We start from the raw sequence: 21,111 nt of genomic DNA, 5'->3' as shown, positions 1-21,111 counted from the left end.
ATACTAATAGATCGAAGGTTTATTCTAAAAAGAAGATATGTAGTATCGGAATACTGTGTGAAGTTTTGAGGTTGCTATAAGAGAAGTAGCAAGCAAGAGCTTGCTTTTTTCGTAGAGAAACCACTATTTGGGGGCGTAGCTCAGTTGGGAGAGCACCTGCCTTGCAAGCAGGGGGTCAAGAGTTCGAATCTCTCCGTCTCCATTATTCCTCAATAGCTCAGTTGGTAGAGCACTCGGCTGTTAACCGAGTTGTCGTAGGTTCGAGTCCTACTTGGGGAGCTTATCCTAAAACATCGGGGTGTGGCTCAGTTTGGCTAGAGCACCTGGTTTGGGACCAGGGGGTCGCAGGTTCGAATCCTGTCACCCCGACTAATTGAATATTTGCGGGTGTGGTTCAATGGTAGAACATCAGCCTTCCAAGCTGAATACGTGGGTTCGATTCCCATCACCCGCTCTTACATTAATATCATGCGCGATTAGCTCAGCTGGCAGAGCACCTGACTCTTAATCAGGGTGTCCAGGGTTCGAACCCCTGATCGCGCATTTTAATATGGCGAGATAGCTCAGTTGGCTAGAGCACGCGGTTCATACCCGCGGTGTCGAGGGTTCGAATCCCCCTCTCGCTACTTTTTATTATGTGTGTGTAGCTCAGCTGGATAGAGCACTTGGCTACGGACCAAGGTGTCGGGAGTTCGAATCTTCTCACGCACGCTAAAAAAGACTTTGGATAATTCCAAAGTCTTTTTTTTAGCTATTAGCTGTAAGCAATTCTTCTATTTTCATATTTCTATCGTCGATGTAGATGTCACAAGTTATTTTTCTACTGTTATTTCCGTAAAGCTCAACTATTTCTGGAAGGTTATCATTGATTGCATCAAAAATAAGGCCGTGCTTTTTACACCAGTCAGTAGCATCTTCAAGAGGCTTGCCAGCGCGACAGGTCCAAAGAATGATTTTGCTTCCGGATGCTTTTTGTTTTTTTAGGTATTGTATTAGCGGTAGATTAGGCTTGCCTAGATTAGGCCAATCACTGAAACATAGTGTATTATCGAAATCTACTGCAATGATTTGATTTGCAAGTTCCATAGGCTTTCTCTCCATGTTTGTATTTGTATATGAGATTATGCAGCTATGTATTCTAAATAATCGTCCTCTGTAGCAAATAACTCGTATTCGCCATCAACATATCCCATATATCCTGCGTCAATAATGTATCCTTTCATAAAAACACCTCCGTATATGTTGCTATTTACTGTATTAACTGTGTATATAGTAACTTATGAAGGTGTCCATATTTACTCCCATCAAAGAGAGGATAAGTCTAATAACGACTTAATAGTATTTTCTCTGCAACAACATCTGATAATGCATAAGGAATTAATTCTTCAGGACTTGAGGAAGGATTTATCCATTCATCAATTTTATTTTCAGGTAGCATTAAGGGCATTCTGTCATGTATTTGCTTAAGATTTTCTGTTGGTTCTTTTGTAAGAATAACGAATACTGGATATCCATTTTCAATATTATATAAACCGCAAAGCCAGGTGATAGTAGAACCATTTGGCTGTATTGCGTATTTGTCTCCAGTTTTGACTCGACCATCTGGGTTTCTAAAATGTTCCCATTCAAAATAGTATGATGCTGGAATAATACATCTGTGAGTTCGCCAGGCTTCTTTGAAAGTGGGCTTTATGCTGGCAGTTTCGTAGCGAGCATTGAAGATTGATCGTTTATTATCTCTGCCGATGAACCCCCATTGCATTGGAAAGACACTTCGCGCTCCCTTTGAATTAGGAGCTATAACGGGAACGATATCAGTTGGACGTACTTCGCCGTCAGTGATAAGTGGCTTGGCATGGGTATCGATAAACTTTGTTGTGAGAGAAGAACGCTCTGCTATTTCAATAATATCTTTTAATCCTGTAAGGCTTTTTTCTAAAGCATATCTTGTACACATAATAATTCTCCATTTATCGAACATAATTTCCGAAAATATGTTTGCTTTTTGTAATCAGATGATACACCCTAAAGAAGTGTTTTTCAATCCCGAACATTAATGAAATTTTTATGAAAAAACAGAACAAAAATTAGTTACAACTAACCTCAGGGGACTTAATTAAGTCCCATTTTATTAAAGCACTATGATATACTTTGGATAGTAGATATGTAGGGAGAAATGCTTAATGTAGGTGGTTTATGAAAATATTACTTGTTATTGATGTACAACAACGATATTTAAAGAACTATAAACCAGATTTGGTTGAGAGGGTAAATAATAGAATAGCTGAGGCAATAAAAAAAGATATTCCTGTAGTTTATGTTAGAAATACAGGAAGAAGTGGCAAGGATGATAATTTTGATTTAGCCGAAGGACTATTAATTGAATCGGATTGTATATTTAAGAAAAGATTACCTAGTGCTTTTTCTAATGCTGACTTTGAATTGTTTCTTAACAAAATGAAGGTTGAAACTATAAATGTTGTTGGAGTTGATGGAAGGTGCTGTGTATCTAGAACAGTTATGGATGCATTAGAAAAGGGCTACAAAGTGAATCTTCTTATGGATGCAATAGAAGCTCATAATGATAAATTCTATTATACGGAACTAAAGACCATGGAACAAAACGGTGCTGTGGCTTATATGAAATTGGAAAAAATGTAAACAATAGCGTCTATCAATAGATAGGCGCTATTGTTTGCACATGAAGAAATTCACCCTCAGGTTCATGAGTGGTACATAGACGTTTCTGGAAGAATTCTCCTTTATGCTTAATATTTTTTTCTTTCATGATTGTTAGAGGAAGTGACAAATCCCAAATCTTTTCACAGAGTTTGCCCTCATCGTCGTATTCTGTAGGAATACTATATTCATATACAAAACATTTACAATTGCCAACAGGAATTATTGTTTGTTTATCGTCAGTGGAAATTTGTTCTGTTAAATCTGGTTGGATTGCACCCCACATTCTTTCGAATTTTCCAGGTTCTAATTGGTATGCTGAAGAATCTTGCATTTTGACATATTGGGTGGCATTCATACTAAAGTTGTCTTTCCAAATAGCAGAATCTCTTCCTTGTTTTCGTTTATCAAAATCAATAAATGTAAAATAGGACAATGGTAATTCTTCTATGCGCCAGCTTTCTTTGTTTTTAATTCTATCTAGAGCAGAAGTGGTGTCATCAATTTGATTCATTAAAAACAGTAAATTAATGATTTCTTCGCGTTTGGCTTGAAGAGCATTTTTATAGACATCAAGACGTTCTTCAAGACTTGATGTATCAATAATTGATTTTGCATCCTCCAGTGATATCCCCATGTTATTTAACTGTTGTAGCTCAATAAAATGGATGATTTGAAAATCAGCATAATATCTGTAGGCTCTGTCATCCTTCCATATAGGTTTTATTAAATTCTTTTTATCGTAGAACTTGAGATATTCAGGGGATACCCCTACCATTTTGGCGTATTCACCAATAGACATAAATGATTTTGACATAACATTAAAACCTCTCCTTTAGCCATTATATAGGCAGAATTAACAAATATCAACGACCATATTTTCCTTGCTCGGTAGTAACTACCGGCCAATATAATCAAGGAAAATCATAATTTATCAAAGGAGAAGGATGAATATGAAGAGAAAGATTTTTTTAGCATTAGCTCTAGTTTTAGCGCTAGGAGCAACAGGGTTTTCAAGCATTAATGTTTATGCAGCTACGAACGTTTCTGTGGAAAACCAGACCGCAACAGCTAGTTTAGTGAAAAACACACAGTTTGGAGCAGTGGAAGGAACAAGTAAAGATAATTGTAATGTATGGTATTCAATTCCATATGCAGCTGCACCTACAGGAGATTTGCGCTGGGAAGAACCACAAGATCCATCAGCTTGGACAGATGTATTAGATTGCACCTCTTTAGGCAATAAAGCAATTCAGGCAGGAACAGATTATGCAACAGGTGAGACAGTTGTATCTGGCTCTGAAGATTGCTTGAATTTAGATGTATATGCGCCAAATAATGCAAAGGATTTGCCAGTGCTTGTATACATTCACGGTGGAAATAATCAGACCGGAAGTTCATCAGAAATTGAGGGATCACAGATTGTTGTAGATGAGAACTGCATTTATGTATCTTTAAATTACAGACTTGGAATATTAGGATTTAACGCACTTCCAGCATTCCAGACTGATGCAGATTCAACAGGAAATTACGCAATGCTTGATATTGCAAAAGCTCTAGATTGGGTTCGTGCAAACATCGAACAGTTTGGAGGAGACCCAAACAATATTACTGTTTCAGGATTTTCAGCTGGTGGACGTGATGTTATGGCAATGCTCATCAGTCCTGTCTTTGAAGGCAAATTTGATAAAGCAGTAGTATATTCAGGTGGTATGACAGTTGCGGACGAAGATGCAAGTGCTGATAGAATAGCAGAAGCAGTTGCTCCACTTGTTGTAGAAGATGGCTTAGCATCAAATGAGGAGCTGGCAAAGGCGTGGTTACTATCTAGTGACCCAGCGGTAGTTACATATATGAAGTCTGTTGATGCAGATCGTTTATGTCAGCTTATGTCAAATGCAGGAATAAGAATGAGTGTGTTCCCTCATCTTTATACGGATGATGTGGTAATTCCTTCAGAAGGCTTTGATACTACTAATTACAATAGTGTACCAATTCTAATGCTCACAGGCGAGACAGAGTTTAGTTTGTTCTCGGCATTTGATGGATATTTCTATAGTCCAGACATGATGGCATTAGATTCTCAAACACAGGATTTAGCAAAGTCATTTGCAATTGAATATGGCTCTGAGATGTACAGAATATTTAATGCACAGTGTTCAGCACAAAAGATGTATGCAAGTTATGATGACAATATTTATATTTGTCAGGTTAGATATGGTAGTGATGACAGTGCAACCCAAATCCCAATGATGGGATCATTCCATGGAATCTTTGTCCCAATGCTTACCGATAATCATTCATATGGAAGCTTTGCAAACTTTGAAAATCCAGGATATCAGAATATGGCAACAGTATTTGACAGCTATCTGAGCAACTTCCTGGTATCAGGAAATCCAAATGGTGATTCACTTGCTACATGGAATAATTGGACACCAGCAAATCCTGTATCATTAGTACTAGATGCTGATGATTCGAATGCTATTGTCACTGTAGAAAACACAACTTCATCTTACAAGCAGATAATTGGTCAGATGGAAGCAGACAACAGTATTTCAGATGATGTTAAGAATCTTATGATTGACCATGTAATGAATGGAAGATGGTTCTCAGATGTATTAGATGAGACATATAAAGATTAAGTAGAAAAAAGGAACTCTCCAATGAGAGTTCCTTTTTTAATCCAATTCCTGTTCAAAGTATGATATTAACGTATTTACGTTAGTGTCGGAGTGTTCAACTTCTCTAGAATATAGATATATGTTTTGGGCTAAGTCCATATTAAGATGTGCAGCTTGAATCATCATAATCCAATGAGTGCTCATTATGGCAATCATAGCTCTGGCATAAATCTGTCCATCATATACAGCGCCGCAGAAGTAATTAAATAGAAGAGAAATAAGTATCTTTTCAAAAACAAAGGTTGCATCCTCTGAAAATTGTTTTGCTGGATTGTTATTCCAATAGGATATTGTTTCTCTAATAGTTTCATGCCATGATTCTTCTAACACTTCTAATTCAAGAAGGGTGTCGAGTCCACTCATGGCATATTCTAATGAAATGGTGGACTTATCTTCATAGGAGATGTTATCCATCTCAAAGATTTCACCTTCATCGTAGAGATTCTGCAAGGCAAATGCAGAACTTCTAATGCGTTCCAACCGTTCTGAAAAAGGAAGAGAGCTATCTTTTGCAAGCTCAATCATTTTATCTCTAGCATATTCCAACTTGTCAAAGAGCAGAAAGTCAAAGTCTTCAAATTCTTCTGGGTCGTCGAAAATATCATCCTCAGTTTCCTCAAATGAAAAAGAATAGTCAGGGGCCATAAGCATTCTAACTGCCTCAGGACATGAAAGAGATAGTGAATATTCGCGGATGTCCTGAAATTCTTCTACATGACGAGGATACTTGCCACAGGTGTTACAAAGATAGCTTTCCCCTAAAGTAGATTGCAAATCACAAAGACCTGTTTCATTAAGCATGCTACAGCGTGTATTGTTTTGAAGAAAAGAGCCTTCTTCATAATTAATAGAAGATTTTAATCTATGTCCAAAGTCTCCAGATGTGGTAGCGTATTTATCAAGACTATCCTCATCAATCATGATTTGCCAACCGATACAGCAGCTTTTGGGACATTTATCGGCAATGCATTTGAAGTTATCAAAATCTTTTTGTTTTCTGTAAATCATAAAAATACCTCTAAAATAAATCTTTACCATGGTATCACGTATAGGAATGAGTTGCTAGTCATTGCATCAATCTGTAACATGGACTATTATGTCATGAGAATAAAATAGCAGATAAAAGAGGACAATATTTTGAGAATACTATTAGTACGACATGGACAGACAGATTTAAATGCACAAAAAAGATTGCAGGGAAGTTCTGAAATCCCCCTTAATGAAAGAGGGCGTCAGCAGGCGAGAGAGACACATGAGCTAGTGAAAAGTCTTGGCCTTATTCCAACAAAACTAATAACCAGTCCACTGGGAAGAGCAATTGAGACAGGCTGTGTAGTAGCTGGAATTGATATTAGTGACTATCAGGAAAATGAAATAACTAAGGACAATAAGCCTGATGATGTGGTAATTGAGCCAGATTTAATAGAAATGTCTTTTGGAATATATGAACAGAAAAATATGGAACAGGAAAATCCGGAATTTCTTGTTGAATGTTTCGATAAACCTGAAACTTATAATCCTCCTGAGGGTGGTGAAAGCTATGACGAGGTTATAGCAAGAGCAGGACGTGTGATAGAAAAAATCAGAAGTGCTATAAAAACAGGTCAGTTTAATGATGATGACATTGTTATGCTGGTAAGCCATGGGGCACTTAGTCATGCTATTTTTGAGACTATTAAAAATACTCCACGAAGCCAGTATTGGGATGTGGATTTCAACAACTGCGCCATAGCAGAATTGTTTATAAGTGAAGATGGCACAGAAGACAATTACCAGTTTATCTCAGATGGATTTGAGAAAAACTGGTAATTGATAATAGTATTACTCAGAGTAGACAACCTTGTTGCGGCCAGTTTCTTTGGCTTCATACAAGGCTTTGTCGACTTTGGCAAAGGATTCAATTTTATCCATATCCTTGCTTATTAGGCAAACACCGATACTTATAGTTACCTGATCAACAGGCGTAAAATCAGTTACAGATACTCTTATGCGGATACGTTCTGCCACATTAATAGCAGTTTCTTTATCGCAATTTGGAAGAAGACACATAAATTCTTCTCCACCCCAACGTGCAAAAATTGCATTGTCTGGAAGTCTTTCCTTTATTGTATTTACAACTCCTGTAATTACTTGATCTCCTACGTCATGACCATAGGTATCATTAACTCGCTTGAAGTGATCAATATCAAACATAATCATAGCGATGGTATCAAAGGCAGAAATATTGTGGACTAGCTCATCATAATAATAGTCAAGAGCTGCCCGATTATAGATTTTTGTAAGCTGATCATGACTAGCCATATTTGCAAGAAGGTTTATATTCTCATTTAAATCTTCTGTTGTTGATTCCAGGAATGAAATAAGTCGATCTCTTAAATCTATAACCTCAGGCTCAGCTTGTAATCGTGGGTCTGTAATAGGAGAGGTATCTGCGACTGGTTTGTTACCTTCCTTTATACCTACAGCAACAAGAGAACCATTTAATAGGCCATCGCCATGCTCGTCGTAAAGAAGCTCTCCGTATCCACATGACCAGGTTACATTAGGATTAACCTGTTTAAAGTATGAAAATTCTCTTTCAGCTAGTTCATCCCCCATAAGAGTTCTACGGCTCATGCATGCATAAATTAATATTGCATCAGGATTAAACTCCTTCATCTTATTAGCACAGGTCAGCGATTCATCCAAAAGATAATTTGCTTTAGCGTAAGCTAAACTGAATTTTGTACCTTCTGGTATTTCAATTCCAAACTGAAGAGAGGTTACTGTGTGCTTTAATGCAACACGGGCAACCAGCTTATTATTGTGCTTAAAAATAAAAGGAAATGCTGCTGTATTCTCGAAAAAGTATTCATTAATAGGAACCCCTAGATACTTATTATATACAGTGACAGCAGGCTTATCATTTATTTTGTAAACTTTTCCATCAGATGAGCTTTCTGTAACAGTAAAGGAGTTTCCTAAAGGTTTCCAGCCAAAACTATAGTGGGTGGTTATCTCCAGAGTAGGTCCGTGAAATACCACAATTACCATACCTCTTTCATATACGTTGTTGTTATGGAAAACCAAAGACTCGTCTGATTTTAAAGTTGAAGTGCCAGCCAAGGCTCCGAACAAAGGAATATTAGGATACTTCGCTGTTACTACATCTATAAAATCCTGAGGAGTCAGCGTAATATCGGAGCCCATTATTAGAATGCCTTTTACATCTTTGATGTTTTCAAGTTCTTTACATAATTCAAGACCTACATCCTTAGGTGTAAACATATTACAGTCATAAGAGAAGGCTGTATAATCGTTTTCTTCAAATAAAAGAACGGACACAACCGGAAATTTTGCGGCATGAGTATCATGGGTCATTGCGCAGTGAGAAGTCATACCGATGATTGTTATTTCTGGAAGTGCAATATGAGCATACTCCAATCCTTTTTTTATATAATCAATATCGCCACTAGGTTCCACAGCTTGAAAAAGCACTTTTTTATGTGGAGTTTCTTCAATAAAATTTAGAAGCTGAAGGGCAACAGTGTTCATTTCGTCAGCTTTGTCAAATACGATAGTTTTTTGCTTCATCTTGCCTCCTAAAACGATATGTCAATATTGTCACTATGGTACATAACGTGACACTATTAGTATATTGAAAAAAAAACAACATTTCATGGAAATTGTGTGAACTTGCTCGAAAACAGAAAATATTTGTGATACAGTTAGGTTGCTGGGGAATATATTGTCAGAAAGGGGTAATTATGCAAATATCAATTGGTACATCAATGAAGGCTGATGTCAATTCAGCCGTAGCCGAAGTTATTGGGAAGGCTAATAATCCTAAATTATTAATTTTATTATGCGCATATGAACACTTGAAAGACGCTTCGGAACAAATTGCTAATAAGTTCCCTGGTGTTGATTTAATCGGCACAAGTACAACGTCTTATTATGAATCAGAAGCATCAGATAAGCGAATGGTTTTGATTTCGTTTGGTGCAGATGCAGAGGTTGAAGTAGGAATCTTGCGAAATCTATCGAAGGCACCTCTTCAGGATATTGCATCAATGGAACAGAAGGTTTCTAAGATTGGGGCAGGAGATGGCAACACAGTTTGCATTGAGTTCTGTACTAATGATGAGGAACGTTTGGTTTCATCTATGAATGTGGCTTTAGAGAAAGCTAACATTCCTATTGTTGGTGGTACAATTTTTGGATACCCAGCAGATGCAACAGGATATGCAATGCTTAATGGTGTTCTTTATCCAGATGCATGTTGTTATGCTTTAATTAAAAATAAAACAGGAAAGATTAGAACATATTCTGAGCTGATTTTTAGACCTATAGAAGGGGCAAATACACATATTGCAACAAAGGTTAACCTGGCGAAGAAGGAACTTATTTCTTTGGATGGTAGACCGGCAGCTGATGTGTATTGTGAGGATGCTGGCGTTAGTAGAAGCGAGTTAGTAGACAATGTTTTGGTTAGTCCGCTTGGTCGTGTAATCGGTGATGAAATCTTCATCAGTAGCCCTTATGCGATTGGTGAGAACGGTTCATTGATTAATTACAAAAAAATCAATGAAAATGATACCATTCAGATAATGGAACTGATGGATTACGACGAGATTGGTGCAGAAACAAGACGTCAAATTAAAGAAGAGAATAAGAAGATATCATTTGTATTCTCTGTAAATTGTATCTATCGTCATCTACTCTACACTCAGAGGAATTATCTAACCGAATATTTGACAGCCATGAAGGGAGTTGGCCCACATGTTGGAATCATCGGCGGTGGTGAGCAGTACAAGAAACAACATGTTAATCAGACAATGGTATGTGCAGTATTTGAGTAGGGCAGATAGGAGGACGATATGGGACTTTTTGGTAAGAAGAAAGTAGTTGAGCAGGAAGTTGCAACAACTACGCCAGCAAGTGAGAAAGCTGTTAATTTAAAAGATAAAATGATTGCCTTAAAAGAGGTTGGTAGGTTCTCGATTGAGCAAAAGAATATGCTTCAGAGAGAAGAGGCAAATACTATTCAGGGTATTGAGACAATCAGAGATTCTTTCTCAGTTGTTGAGGAAAAGTATGGTAACATTTCAGATTCAGTTGCCAGATTCCAGGATCAATTCAAAACAATTGAGGAGATTACACAAGCCTTTGATGAAATCGTAAAGAAGCTTGAAATTACAGCTGACGATTCCCATGAAGGTATGGAAAATGTAGATAGAAGCTCTAGTGCAGTTTCAGATACAATCGCAGAGGTTGAGGAAGTGTTTGAAGCATTCCAGAAGAGCTTTGATGACATTCGTGAAAAGGTTGAACAGATTGGTGGCTTTGCAAAGCAGACAAACCTTTTGGCCCTTAACGCTTCAATCGAAGCTGCACGTGCAGGTGAGGCAGGCCGAGGATTTGCCGTTGTTGCTGATGAAGTAACAAATCTTTCTACTGAAATCCAAAGCGTTGTAACATCTATCTTTGATAGTATGAAAGAACTTGATGAGAATAATAACCGCTTGGTTGAATCAGTTGATCATACAAAGGATGCTATTAGTGCTTCTCATGAGAGAGTAGTTGAAACGCAGGAAGTTGTTGGAAAGATTAAGGACGTTGCAGATGAGGTAACAGGCCAGAGTGCTCAGATGGCAGATGTATTTAAGAACTGCGAATCATCAATCAATGAAATCTCTGACAACATTGACGACTCTCAGAGATACTTCGATACAGTTTCAGATGACATCGAAGATATCAAAGTTAAAATTACTAAGAAGGGTTTCATGTTTGAGGATATGAATAATGTTCTTGAGCAGATTGCTCCTCTTACTGAACTTTAATTGAAAAGATTTATCACGAGTGGGACCGGCTTTTTGCTGGTCCCTATTTAATGTGGTAGAATACTACAGAATAACAGTTTAGAGGAGACGCAAAATGAATTTTCCAAAAGATCCAGTGATGCTTCTTTCTGTAGTAAATACTGCATTAAGAGATTATTATTCAAGCTTTGATGCATTGGTGGAGGATAATGAAATTGATGGTGATGAAATAATTGCAAAGCTTGCAATGATTGATTATCACTACGACGCTGAAAAGAACAAATTCAGATAATAGAGAGAATAAGCTTATGAAAAAATTTTTTGCAGGATTAATTAAAACAGTACTAGTACTGGTAATAATCGGTGCTGGTATGTGGTATGCATTCGGTGAAAATGGGCCATTTAATGAGCAGGCAAAAGCCTTTGCCAAAGAGCAGGGAATGGAAGATGAGCTTCAGTGGCTAATAGGTGAGACGGAAACCACTGAGGATGAGCCTATTGCCACGGAGGCAGAAGATACTGAGGATACATCAGAGGCTGAACCTACAACAGAGGATTTAACAACATCAATTGTCTTTACTGGAGATGTTGAGCTTAGCGAATATGTTCAGTCAAATTATGATAGTCAGGGAATAGATGGTGTTGCATCAGCTGAGATACAGTCACTTTTAAATGACGCCACATTTACCATGATTAACAATGAATTTTGCTATTCGGAGCGAGGACAGCAGGCGCCAGATAAGCAATACACCTTTAGAGTAAATCCTACTTACGTGACAATTCTTAATGACTTAGGTGTAGATATAGCAGGGCTTGCAAATAATCATGTACTTGATTATGGTCAGGATGCATTGACAGACACCTTTACAACACTTTCGGATGCCGGTATTGAATATACAGGTGCTGGAAACAGTCTTGAAGAGGCTAGTAAACTTATTGTTAAAACAGATGCGAAGGGCAGAACTTACGGCTTTTTAGCAGCCAGCCATGTGATACCAGTAGGAAGCTGGAATGTTCTAAACTCACAGCCAGGGGAATTCTGCTTCTATGATGAGACAGATTTATTGAATGCTATTTCAGAGGCAGACAGTCAGGTGGATTATCTATTCGTAATGGTTCACTGGGGCGTGGAGCACACAACTGAGCTTGAGGATTACCAGACTAATGATGGCTACAAAATGATTGATGCTGGCGCAGATGCTGTAATAGGCATGCACAGCCACTGCTTGCAGCCAGTTGAATACTACAATGGCAAGCCTATTTTCTACAGCTTGGGCAACTTCATTTTTAACCAGACAATCAAGTCAGGTGGAGGTGGTGCAGTTCAATTTACAATTGATGAGAATGATGCTATTAGCTACAGAATAGTACCAATCAGCGCCTCAAATGCAGTGACTTCAATAGATGAATCAGGCTATTCATATGTTGAAAGTATTTCTAGCAATGTAGCCGTTGATGAGAATGGATTTATATCAGAAAAAATACAATAAAGTACAAAATCGAGAACAATAAAAAAAGCCATCCATTTTTCACAAAAAAGGTGTACACTAGCTATGGTTTGTAGTAACTAATTAAATTTTAAATAAATAGTTAAAGAAAGAAGAGGAATTAAAAATGGCAGGATTTGGAGCATTAATTGACATCCTTAAAAAGGATCCTAAGAAAATCGTATTTACAGAAGGTACAGACCCACGTATTATTGAGGCTTCTAGCCGTCTTCTTGGTTCAGATTTCCTTCAGCCAATTCTTATTGGTAAGGAAGCAGAGGTTGCAGCAGCTGCAGAAGATGCTGGTTTCAACATCCGTGGAGCAGTTATCATTGATCCAGATAACTATGACAGATTTGATGAGATGTGCGAGCTTTTCTGTGAGCTTAGAAAGAGCAAGGGCGTTACAATGGAGCAGGCAGCTGCTACATGTAAGCAGGCAAACTACTTCGGTACTATGCTTGTAAAGATGGGCGTTGCAGATGCACTTCTTGGTGGCGCTACATACTCAACAGCTGATACAGTACGTCCAGCACTTCAGGTTATTAAGACAAAGCCAGGTAACAGCATCGTATCATCATGCTTCATCATGGTACGTAACTCTGCTACAGGCGATAGAGAAGTTCTTGCTATGGGTGATTGCGCAATCAACATCAAGCCAAACGCTGATGAGCTTGCAGAAATCGCTGGCGAGACAGCAGCATGTGCAAAAATCTTCGGTATCGATCCAAAGATTGCTATGCTTTCATACTCAACACTTGGTTCTGGAAAGGGCGAGGATGTTGATAAGATGCGTGAAGCTACAGCAAAGGCTAAGGAGAAGTATCCTGAGCTTGACATCGAAGGCGAGCTTCAGTTTGATGCAGCAGTTTCACCACGTGTTGCAAAGACAAAGTGCCCAGGCTCTACAGTAGCTGGTCACGCAAACACATTTATCTTCCCAGATATCAATGCTGGTAACATCGGATACAAGATTGCACAGCGTCTTGGTGGTTTCGATGCTTATGGCCCAATCCTTCTTGGACTTAACGCACCAATCAACGACTTATCTCGTGGATGCAATGCTCAGGAAGTATATTCAATGGCTATTATTACTGCCGCTCTTGCTTAATATTTATAGAACGACTAAATTCCGCGACGGAAGTCGCGGAATTTTTTTAACGGAGAGAAATTGTTATGAGTAGATGGATTCTACAAAGAAAAGCTGCAGACTATGCAGGCTTAAGTTCGAAATTAAATGTGGACCCTGTTATTGTGCGCCTTATGGTAAATCGCGGTCTTAAAACATATGAGGAGATGAATGAGTATCTTCATCCTACTTTAAATAATTTTCCTGACCCTCATCTTTTGGCTGATATGGATAATGCTTGTGAACTACTTCTGGAAGCTATTGATGAAGGAGTAAAGATTCGCGTTGTAGGTGATTATGATGTAGATGGCATCATGTCTACATACATTCTTACCAGGGCTATCCAGGAGGCAGGGGGAGATGTAGACTATGCAGTACCTGACCGAATGATTGATGGATATGGCATAAATCCAGATATGGTTCAAAAAGCATATGATGAAGGTGTTAGATTCATTATTACTTGTGATAATGGTATTGCAGCAGCTCCAGCAGTCAATTTGGCGAAAGAACTAGGTATGACAGTTGTTGTAACGGATCATCATGAGGTGCCATTCGAATTGGCAGATGATGGAGTTACTAGAAAGCAAATTCTTCCTAATGCAGATGCTGTGGTCGATCCTAAGCGAGAGGATTGCCAATATCCATTTAAAGGAATCTGTGGAGCACAGGTAGCATGGAAGCTTGTGGAAGTTCTTTACGAGTTCATTGGAATTGAAAAAGAAGAATCTGATAAGTTCCTTCAGTTTGCCAGCATTGCTACGGTTTGCGATGTTATGGAATTAAAGGGTGAAAATCGCTCCACTGTATATCACGGAATCAAGGCAATTGAAACTACTGACAACATCGGCTTAAGCGCTCTTATTGCTAGAACGGAGCTTTCAGGAAAACCATTGAGCTGCTATCATCTTGGTTTTGTAATTGGACCATGCCTTAACGCCAGCGGCCGTTTGGATACTGCAGCTAAAGCAATAGAGCTTTTGATGGAAGAAAATCAGGCAAAAGCGCTTGCAATGGCAAATGAGTTGGTGGAACTTAATGCGGAACGAAAGGCAATGACACAAACCGGTATTGATAAAGCTAGAGAGCTTATCGAAACTACCGACATTGTAAATGATAGAGTTCTAGTAGTGTACATTCCTGAACTTCACGAAAGCTTGGCTGGTATCGTGGCAGGACGTATTAGAGAAAGCTACAGCAAGCCTGTACTTGTGATTACAGATGCTGAGGATGGAGCAAAGGGAAGTGGCCGTTCAATTCCGGCTTACAATATGTTTGAGGAGCTTACAGCAGTTAAGGATGTGTTTACAAAGTTCGGTGGACATCCAATGGCAGCAGGTGTCAGCCTTCCAACAGAAAAAATAGATGAGCTTCGCCAAAGACTTAATGCAAACTGTAAATTGACAGATGATGACATGCAGGAAATTATTAATATTGATTGCGATATGCCTCTAGGGTACATCACTGAGGAGCTTGTAGATTCAATAGACTTACTTGCTCCATTTGGTACAGGTAATACAAAGCCATTGTTTGCTTTGAAAAATATACCTATAACCAGGGCGGCTTATATTGGTAAGGAAGGTCAGTATTTACGCTTATCATTACTTACAGAAAAAGGCCAAAATATAACAGCTCTTATGTTTAGAAATGTTCCTGAATTCGAAAACGCTGTTATCCAAAAATATGGAGATTCCAGTTGGCAAGGACTCTTTTCAGGAAGAAATACAGGCGTTAAAATGGATATTGTATACGAGCCATCTATTAATGAATTTAGAGGCCAGCGCAGTGTACAAATTATGATTGAACAGTTTCAATAGATTGCGTGTGATTTATTGAATCTCGCTGTTAAATCATTTAGAATCAATATAAATGCAAATATAAGGGGGATATATTTATGGGAAACCAGGAGACTTACACATTTGTTTCAAAGGATGGACATTCTGTAATACATTGTAGAAAGTGGCTTCCAGACAGAGAGCCAGTAGCTGTTTTACAGCTTGTTCACGGCATGGTTGAATATATTGAAAGATATGACGAATTCGCTACATTCCTTGCATCAAAGGGATACGTCGTTGTAGGTCATGATCACATTGGTCATGGTCAGTCTGTTACAAAGGATGAAGAGCTTGGTATCATGACAGGCAAGCATCCTGCTGACGATATGGTAGAGGATATCTATACACACTATGCAAAGACTAAAAAGGAATATCCTAATCTTCCTTATTTCATTTTAGGACATTCTATGGGTTCATATATGCTTCGTAAGTTCTTATCTGATAAAACTGCTTATTTGGAAGAGCTTACTGGTGCTGTTATTATGGGTACAGGTCAGGAATCTGCAGGCACATGTAATGGCGGTCTTGCTGTTATTGCTGTTCTTTCACTTTTAAAAGGCAAAAATTACCGAAGCACATTTGTAAGAGATATGACATATTCTGCACCTTACAAGCAGTATGATTGCTACGGAAATGATTATGCTAATTCATGGCTTTCTAAAAACATTCAGAGCGTTGAAAAGTACTACCATGACAAATACTGTACATTCACATTCTCTTTGAATGCATATAAGGGCTTAGTAGAAGCTACAAAATATGTTGGAACAAAGGCTTGTGTAGAAAAAATGCGCAAGACTTTACCACTTTTAGTTGTATCCGGAGATGAGGATCCAGTTGGAAATATGGGCAAAGGTACAACAGCTGCAGCAGATGCTTTTAAAGCTGCAGGCATAAAGGATGTTACTCTGAAATTATACAGGGGTGACAGACACGAAATATTAAACGAGCTTGATAGAGAGCAGGTTTACGAAGATATCTATCAGTGGCTTGAAGCACACAAATAAAGGTAAAATGGAGTAGTTATGGATTCTTTGGAGCATTTAATAACAAGGTCAATAAAGACATATTATAAAAGTAAGCTATATGCTCCTATTGTCTTTTTGGTGATTCTTATTGCGGTAACATTTATTTTCCCAATAGGACATTTGCTTTTTCCTAAGACATACACTGAGGATTCAATCAGCTTATACGAAATGTATAACGATGGTGAAAACTACGCCAAATTTGATTTAAAGAACTTATATTTTACAGGATATACCAGCAAATGGCTGGATAGAACCAGAGGCTACTATTATTACACTATGATTAATTCTGAGTGTGTTATAGTGCTTCTGGATCCTGATACTTGTGAGCAGGGCTCACCTACTATTGAAGAACTTACCATAAAAGGTGAAATCCTTTATGATTCTGAGGCAGCCAGAAACCTTTTAGCAAATTTGGCCAGTGATTTGAATTGGAGCGAGGAGGGCATTCTTTCTACAGTTTCTACATACACTATTTCAGAGCCAGATGCTACAGGACCTTCGGCAGAGGCCTTCCAGTTTTTCTACACGATTTTTGGTCTATACAGTGTTGCATCAATCATAGTATACAGTTTGTATATTGCATTTCCGGTGTTGTCTTTGCCAGTTCAGAAAACAAGAGCTTACGGCAAGCCAGCAGAAATACTTGAGGAAGCTGAGGAAGAGCTTGCTACATTACCACAGCTTGCAACAGAGGATATGTTTATTACAGAGCATTATTTTATTGAAACAAGTAGCTATGGTGTTGCCATTGTTCCAATTGATGCTATAATTTGGATTTACAAGTATTCAACAATGCACAAGTTTTTATGGCATCATTTCTCTATTACTTATACATTGCACATTACTGCAGGAAAGAGACACTATATCAAGTGTCCAAAGAATATCAAAAGTGATATTGACGGTATTATGGACTATTTGGCAGAGGCCAACCATGATATACTTGTGGGATTTTCAGAGGAGAATCGTCTCAAGGTTGAAGAAATTCAAAATGATTTTGATGTTATCAGAAAGATAACAAGCTTTTTATCTAAGAGGGTATAGCAGGATGGAAGCTTATACTGGCTTTGCCACAGTCTACGATAGATATATGGACAATATTCCATATGATGATTGGGCACAAAATATAAAAGTACTATTTGAAAAATATAATATGCCAATGGAAATCGTATGCGATTTGGGTTGCGGTACAGGACAGATGACCAGACGCCTTAAGGAAATGGGCTACGATATGATTGGTATCGACGTCTCCTACGATATGCTTATGGAGGCTATGAGTCAGGAGGATTCCGATGGAATCCTTTATCTATGTCAGGATATGCGTTCCTTTGAATTATACGGAACGGTAGGAGCGGTAATCAGCCTTTGTGATAGCATGAATTATCTTGCGGACACAGATGAGCTGCTTCAGGTTTGCAAACTGGCAAATAATTATCTTGATCCTAAAGGTCTTTTCATATTTGATATGAAAACAGACAGCTACTATAAAAAGCTAGGAACTGGTACGATTGCGGAAAACCGCGAAGAAGGAAGCTTCATTTGGGAAAATGAATACAATCCTGACACCAGAGACAATTATTATTACCTGACCATTTATGAAGAAAATGAAGAGGGCACTTTTGACAGATTCGAGGAAGAACATATGCAGCATGCGTTTACCATCGATGAAGTGAAGGCTGCCATTAAAGAAAGTGGCTTAGAACTTCTTCAGGTGCTTGATGTTTCCACGATGGAAGCACCTACAGAAGATAGTGATAGATTGTATTTTATAGCAAGAGAGGTTACAAAATGAAAGACTATATAGTTAGAGCAACAGCAGCAAATGACGCAGTTAGAGCATTTGCAATTACAAGTAAGGATTTAGTTGAAGAGGCCAGAACTCGTCACAATACATCACCAATCGTTACGGCAGCCCTTGGAAGAATGCTTTCAGCAGGCTCTATGATGGGCGTTATGCTTAAAGGCGAGGATGATTTGGTTACACTTCAGATTCAAGGAAGTGGTCCAATGAAGGGAATCACAGTTACATCCAACAGCAAGGGTGAGGTTAAGGGATTTCCTAATGTATCAGTAGTTGATTTGCCACCAAAGAATGGAAAGCTTGATGTAGGCGGAGCAATTGACCTTGGTATTATGAGGGTTATCAAGGATATGGGCCTCAAGGAGCCATATGTTGGTACTGTTGAGCTTCAGACTGGTGAAATTGCAGAGGACCTTACATACTATTATGCAGTTTCAGAGCAGATTCCATCATCAGTAGGACTTGGCGTTCTTATGAATAAGGACAATACAGTAAATTGTGCAGGTGGATTTATTGTTCAGCTTATGCCTTTTACTCCAGAGGAAGTTATTACTCAGCTTGAGGAGAATTTAAAGACTCTTCCTTCAGTTACAGATATGCTTTCAAGTGGTAAGACACCAGAGGAAATGCTCCAGATTGTTCTTGCAGGATTAGATGTTGAGATTAAGGAAACATATCCAGCAGCATACAAGTGTGATTGCTCAAGAGATAGAGTTGTAAAAAGTCTAGCATCACTTGGCAAGGAGGATATGGACGAAATCATTGCAGATGGCAAGCCAGTAGAGGTTAAGTGTCAGTTCTGTAATGAGGCATATGAGTTTACAATTGACGAGCTCAAGAGCTTTAGGAGGAATTAGTCAAATAATTGCGCCCTATTAGATAAAAGTTTAGTTGTTTTTATTTGCTGATTTCCTGTAAACTAACACACGGAGATTTATTATCATTTTTAGAGGATTATGCACAATGAAAGCAAAAGGTCGCAAAAAGATTTATCCACCAAGTTATTACAGAGCAAAAAGAATCAGACTTGGAATAATTCTTGGTATTATTTTAATAATATATTTGGCAGGAAGCTTGTTCTTTAGAAATCACTTCTATATCAGGAGTAAGGTTAATGGCGTTGGTGCTTCATTTAGAACAGCTCAAAGCACATACGACAAAATCATCAACAGCGCTGATAAATACACTATTTCATTTATTGATGCTGATGGAAATGTTATCAACGAAGTCAGCTCAAGTGAATTAGGTGTAGGAGTTAACTACGACGAATCAGAGGTTCAGACACTTCTTGATTCTCAGTCAGGTTTCAACTGGGTACTTCGTTTGTTTGTTCCAGCTGAGTACTACACAGCTACAGGCAACTCATATGATGCTGCAAAGGTCACAGCAGTAGCCAGCAGCCTTGACTTCAGCAATCAATCATCTACAACAGAATCACAGGATGCCACTATCCAGTTCGATGGAGAAAAGTTTGTTATTGTAGATGAAGTATACGGAGATAAAATCACAGAAGAAGGCGTAGAGGAAGCAATCATCTATGCAGTTGAGAATCTTCAAACTGAGATTAATCTTGCAGATGGCACATGCTATGAAAAGCCAAGTGTTCTAGCATCTGATGCTAATATTCAAAAGGCAGTTGATGTTTTAAACAATTACATGGATACAGATATCCATTATGATTTAGGCGAGGGCATTACAGAAGAAATCCCTGTTGATACAAAGGCTACATGGTTCACATGGGATGACAGCTTTAATGTTTCCTTCGACAGAGATGCTATTGGTGAGTACGTTAACTCAATGGGAGATAAGTACAATACTTATGGCAAGAAAAAGGAATTCACAACCACTTCAGGTGAGACAATAGAAGTTCCAGCAGGTTCATTCGGTTGGAGAATAGCATATGATGGCGAAATCGATGCAATCATTGCTGATCTTGAAGGTGGCGAGGATGTTACTCGTGACTTCACTTATCTTTACTACGGAACAAGCCATGGCGAACACGATTATGGCAATTCCTATGTAGAAGTTAACCTTACAGAACAGCATGTGTATGTTTATAAGGATGGTGAAATGGTATTTGATACAGATTGTGTATCAGGTAAGATTTCAGCAAACCACGGTACACACACAGGTGTATACCCAATTGCTTACAAGCAGACAGATGCCACACTTAAAGGTGACAATTACGAATCACATGTAAATTACTGGATGCCATTCAACATGGGCGAGGGCCTTCACGACGCAACATGGCGCTCAAGCTTTGGTGGCACAATTTATAAAACTGGCGGAAGCCATGGATGTGTTAACCTTCCACTTTCCGCTGCAGAGCAAATCTACAATATAGTAGAAGCTGGTTGGCCTGTTATTGTTTTCTATACTGGTGATACAGAGGAAGAAAACTACCTTATCCAGAATCCACAGGTTAAGGTATCAGAGCTTATCGCAGAAATTGAGACAGTTACACTTGAGTCTGAACCTCAGATTGCTGAAGCTAGAGCACAGTACGAAGCTTTAACAGAAGAGCAGAAGGCACAGGTTTCAAATTATCAGGATCTTGTTAACGCAGAGCTTACACTTCAGACATTGAAGTTACAGGCTGCCGCAGAAGCGGCTGCAGCAGCTCAGGCTGGCGGTACAGATACAGGCGTTGTTCAATAGTGCACGATAGCGAGGCAAAAT

General features: G+C 38.5%; 19 protein-coding genes and 7 tRNA genes. 21 read left to right on the top strand and 5 right to left on the bottom strand.

Annotated elements, in window-relative coordinates:
- Nucleotides 1-129 precede the first annotated feature (129 nt).
- The 7 genes from E7274_RS04855 (at nt 130) to E7274_RS04825 (ending at nt 711) form a co-directional block, all read left to right on the top strand.
- Nucleotides 130-202 (top strand) — tRNA-Ala (locus E7274_RS04855).
- 4 nt (nt 203-206) lie between these two features.
- Nucleotides 207-279 (top strand) — tRNA-Asn (locus E7274_RS04850).
- Nucleotides 280-294: 15 nt separating this feature from the next.
- A tRNA-Pro gene (locus E7274_RS04845) sits at nt 295-369 on the top strand.
- 14 nt (nt 370-383) lie between these two features.
- Nucleotides 384-454, top strand: a tRNA-Gly gene (locus E7274_RS04840).
- A 16-nt stretch (nt 455-470) separates the two neighbouring features.
- Nucleotides 471-543 (top strand) — tRNA-Lys (locus E7274_RS04835).
- Nucleotides 544-552: 9 nt separating this feature from the next.
- A tRNA-Met gene (locus tag E7274_RS04830) sits at nt 553-626 on the top strand.
- A gap of 11 nt (nt 627-637) precedes the next feature.
- Nucleotides 638-711: transfer RNA gene (locus E7274_RS04825), tRNA-Arg, on the top strand.
- 36 nt (nt 712-747) lie between these two features.
- Here E7274_RS04825 and E7274_RS04820 read toward each other — a convergent pair.
- Together E7274_RS04820 and E7274_RS04815 are read right to left on the bottom strand one after the other, a co-directional pair.
- Nucleotides 748-1,086 (bottom strand): hypothetical protein, encoded by a 339-nt coding sequence (locus E7274_RS04820; protein WP_044938450.1) that lies wholly within the window; start codon nt 1,084-1,086, stop codon nt 748-750.
- Nucleotides 1,087-1,321: 235 nt separating this feature from the next.
- Nucleotides 1,322-1,957, bottom strand: a complete 636-nt coding sequence (locus tag E7274_RS04815; RefSeq protein WP_304174164.1) for an SOS response-associated peptidase — start codon at nt 1,955-1,957, stop codon at nt 1,322-1,324.
- Nucleotides 1,958-2,196: 239 nt separating this feature from the next.
- Here E7274_RS04815 and E7274_RS04810 point away from each other — a divergent pair, with 239 nt between their 5' ends.
- Entirely contained in the window at nt 2,197-2,661 is a 465-nt protein-coding gene (locus E7274_RS04810; protein WP_304174162.1) for a cysteine hydrolase family protein, read from the top strand.
- Nucleotides 2,662-2,674: 13 nt separating this feature from the next.
- On the opposite strand, the gene E7274_RS04805 is transcribed toward E7274_RS04810, so the two are convergent.
- On the bottom strand, nt 2,675-3,496 hold the full coding sequence (locus tag E7274_RS04805) for a helix-turn-helix domain-containing protein (RefSeq protein ID WP_304174160.1): 822 nt from the start codon (nt 3,494-3,496) through the stop codon (nt 2,675-2,677).
- Nucleotides 3,497-3,632: 136 nt separating this feature from the next.
- On the opposite strand from E7274_RS04805, the gene E7274_RS04800 reads away from it, so the two are divergent.
- Complete coding sequence (locus tag E7274_RS04800) at nt 3,633-5,321, top strand: carboxylesterase family protein (RefSeq protein WP_304174158.1); 1,689 nt, start codon at nt 3,633-3,635, stop codon at nt 5,319-5,321.
- A gap of 36 nt (nt 5,322-5,357) precedes the next feature.
- Here E7274_RS04800 and fliB read toward each other — a convergent pair whose 3' ends face one another.
- A complete protein-coding gene (fliB, locus tag E7274_RS04795; RefSeq protein ID WP_304174156.1) occupies nt 5,358-6,368 on the bottom strand; it encodes a flagellin lysine-N-methylase in 1,011 nt (336 codons plus the stop codon).
- Nucleotides 6,369-6,497: 129 nt separating this feature from the next.
- Between fliB and E7274_RS04790 the strand changes: the two genes are divergently transcribed.
- Nucleotides 6,498-7,169, top strand: coding sequence for a histidine phosphatase family protein (locus tag E7274_RS04790; RefSeq protein WP_304174154.1), 672 nt, complete (start codon nt 6,498-6,500; stop codon nt 7,167-7,169).
- Between the two features lie 12 nt (nt 7,170-7,181).
- Here E7274_RS04790 and E7274_RS04785 read toward each other — a convergent pair whose 3' ends face one another.
- The gene (locus E7274_RS04785; protein WP_304174152.1) at nt 7,182-8,933 is read right to left on the bottom strand and encodes a sensor domain-containing diguanylate cyclase; all 1,752 of its coding nucleotides are present in this window, start codon (nt 8,931-8,933) and stop codon (nt 7,182-7,184) included.
- Between the two features lie 173 nt (nt 8,934-9,106).
- On the opposite strand from E7274_RS04785, the gene E7274_RS04780 reads away from it, so the two are divergent.
- The 11 genes from E7274_RS04780 (at nt 9,107) to E7274_RS04730 (ending at nt 21,090) form a co-directional block, all read left to right on the top strand.
- Nucleotides 9,107-10,201, top strand: coding sequence for an FIST signal transduction protein (locus E7274_RS04780; RefSeq protein WP_304174150.1), 1,095 nt, complete (start codon nt 9,107-9,109; stop codon nt 10,199-10,201).
- An 18-nt stretch (nt 10,202-10,219) separates the two neighbouring features.
- Entirely contained in the window at nt 10,220-11,182 is a 963-nt protein-coding gene (locus E7274_RS04775) for a methyl-accepting chemotaxis protein (protein WP_090482884.1), read from the top strand.
- A 94-nt stretch (nt 11,183-11,276) separates the two neighbouring features.
- Nucleotides 11,277-11,453: a DUF4250 domain-containing protein gene (locus E7274_RS04770; RefSeq protein WP_033151501.1), complete on the top strand. Its 177-nt coding sequence runs from the start codon at nt 11,277-11,279 to the stop codon at nt 11,451-11,453.
- Between the two features lie 16 nt (nt 11,454-11,469).
- Nucleotides 11,470-12,651, top strand: coding sequence for a CapA family protein (locus E7274_RS04765; protein ID WP_304174148.1), 1,182 nt, complete (start codon nt 11,470-11,472; stop codon nt 12,649-12,651).
- A 124-nt stretch (nt 12,652-12,775) separates the two neighbouring features.
- Nucleotides 12,776-13,759 (top strand): phosphate acetyltransferase, encoded by a 984-nt coding sequence (gene pta, locus E7274_RS04760; protein WP_090482878.1) that lies wholly within the window; start codon nt 12,776-12,778, stop codon nt 13,757-13,759.
- A 65-nt stretch (nt 13,760-13,824) separates the two neighbouring features.
- Complete coding sequence (gene recJ, locus E7274_RS04755) at nt 13,825-15,591, top strand: single-stranded-DNA-specific exonuclease RecJ (RefSeq protein ID WP_304174146.1); 1,767 nt, start codon at nt 13,825-13,827, stop codon at nt 15,589-15,591.
- Nucleotides 15,592-15,668: 77 nt separating this feature from the next.
- Complete coding sequence (locus tag E7274_RS04750; RefSeq protein ID WP_044938414.1) at nt 15,669-16,613, top strand: alpha/beta fold hydrolase; 945 nt, start codon at nt 15,669-15,671, stop codon at nt 16,611-16,613.
- Nucleotides 16,614-16,631: 18 nt separating this feature from the next.
- Nucleotides 16,632-17,675, top strand: a complete 1,044-nt coding sequence (locus tag E7274_RS04745) for a DUF6709 family protein (RefSeq protein WP_304174144.1) — start codon at nt 16,632-16,634, stop codon at nt 17,673-17,675.
- A gap of 4 nt (nt 17,676-17,679) precedes the next feature.
- Nucleotides 17,680-18,423, top strand: a complete 744-nt coding sequence (locus tag E7274_RS04740) for a class I SAM-dependent DNA methyltransferase (RefSeq protein WP_304174142.1) — start codon at nt 17,680-17,682, stop codon at nt 18,421-18,423.
- On the top strand, nt 18,420-19,289 hold the full coding sequence (gene hslO, locus E7274_RS04735; protein ID WP_074792194.1) for an Hsp33 family molecular chaperone HslO: 870 nt from the start codon (nt 18,420-18,422) through the stop codon (nt 19,287-19,289). The genes E7274_RS04740 and hslO overlap by 4 nt, the downstream gene beginning before the upstream one ends.
- Nucleotides 19,290-19,395: 106 nt before the next feature.
- Nucleotides 19,396-21,090 (top strand): L,D-transpeptidase family protein, encoded by a 1,695-nt coding sequence (locus E7274_RS04730; RefSeq protein ID WP_304174141.1) that lies wholly within the window; start codon nt 19,396-19,398, stop codon nt 21,088-21,090.
- Nucleotides 21,091-21,111 lie beyond the last annotated feature (21 nt).

The organism is Pseudobutyrivibrio ruminis, assembly GCF_015057245.1.
Taxonomy (GTDB): Bacteria; Bacillota; Clostridia; order Lachnospirales; family Lachnospiraceae; genus Pseudobutyrivibrio; species Pseudobutyrivibrio ruminis_E.
The sequence above is the reverse complement of the archived record's forward strand: the minus strand, read 5'-3'. Positions and strand labels throughout refer to the sequence as shown.